This window comes from Campylobacter sp. (assembly GCF_017646085.1).
Taxonomy (GTDB): Bacteria; Campylobacterota; Campylobacteria; order Campylobacterales; family Campylobacteraceae; genus Campylobacter.
Map to the genome: position 1 here is coordinate 1 of NZ_JAGCNF010000031.1, position 1,628 is coordinate 1,628.

General features: G+C 28.2%; 1 pseudogene. It reads right to left on the reverse strand.

The annotated features are described in order from the left end of the window. Nucleotides 1-1,616 (reverse strand): annotated as a pseudogene (locus J6V67_RS01525) (hypothetical protein); the annotation flags it as partial. Nucleotides 1,617-1,628: the final 12 nt, after the last annotated feature.

A 1,628-nucleotide genomic window follows, 5' to 3' on the forward strand; every position in this document is an offset into this window, starting at 1 on the left:
TTTAAATTATCTATTTCTTCTTCATATAGAGATTTATCACGCAAAGAGCTTAATTTAGAAGATTGTATTGTCGGCTCAAAACTAAATGTATTTTCTATTTTGATATTGCCTTTATTTAGCAAATCATAAAATACTTTTTCTCTATATACACTTTTTAGCTCTTTAATTTTATTTTTTATTTTTATTGTGTAAGCATCTATTTCATCTGATAATCTTGCTTTTCTTTCATCGCTTAGATTATTTACTATACGCTCTATATAGTTTTTTAAATCATTTTCATTTAAAACATTATCTTTTCTAAGCTCATTAAAAATGAAATTTATACTTTGGCGAATTCTAGTTTCATCACTTGCTGTTTTTAAATATTGTTTGAAATATTCTCTTTGCATTTGCGATGCTTTTTTATATTTTGGCAAATTATCATCTTTACTTAAATCTATTTCAAAAATACTGCTTTCTACTAAGTCAAAATTGATTTGTATATCCTTATCTGCTAACTTAAAATCTTTTTCTAAATCTTCTTTTTCTAACACCTTATAATTTATTTCTTCAAATAAAATAGAGTTGCTAGGTAATATTTTTATAAATTGAGGTATTTTTTCTACTTCAAATTTTATTTTACTAGTATTCACTTTTAAATCTCCAAAATAATCCGAATTTGATGAAGTTTTCTCTACTTCTTTATCATATTCATTAGCCTGCGTTTTAGCATTTTTTAGTATATCGTTAATTTTATTGCCTTGCTCTATATTTTTTGCGATATTTTCCACATTAACATCAGCAGATAAAAACTCACTATTTTTATCTTCATCGCTATCATTTTCATTATTAGCATATTCAAAAATATCTTTATCTTTTGGCTCTTGTGGCCTTACTATTTCTTCTGGCTCTCTAAAATCCTTTTGTCTATAATCATCTTTACTAAATCCAGCTCCATTTAGTCCAGCTATCACACTTTTAGCAGTTCCTTCAAAGTCATTTGAGCAAGTAAGGACATAGCTTACATTTAATTCTTGATTTGTATATTTTCTAGCGTTTGGCTGGCGAAGCACTCTGCCTATTAGCTGCTCTACATCAGCAGTAGAGCTTTTGTTGGCAATACTAGCTAAAATATACGCATAAGGACAATCCCAGCCTTCTTTTAATGCATTTATAGTAATGATATAGCGTATCTTACAATCTTTATGTAATAAATCAATTCCATTTAACTCATTGATTTTGGCAGTTTTTATAGCTATTTGCTCTTTTTTTATACCGATATTTACTAGCTTATTTTTTAGTTTCTCAAAAGTATGCGCATCTTCATTTACTCCACTTTGTGCTTGAAATAGCACTATTGGTCGTAAATTGACATTTTCATTTTTTGCTATTGCTTCTAGTCTATTTTGTAGGCTTATTGCATTTTCTATAACACTCGCCACATTTACAAAGTTACATAAAAATACTGGTAGTTTTACCATATTTTCTTGTTTTAGCTCCATAGCATTTGTGTAGTGTATGATATTTGAGCTATCCTTTGGCGTAGCACTAAGCTCGTAAATAAAACTAGCATTTAAATTTTCAAGCATTTCAAAGCTTAAATTACTCTTTGCGTTGTGGCTCTCATCTACTATCACTATTGGCTTAAA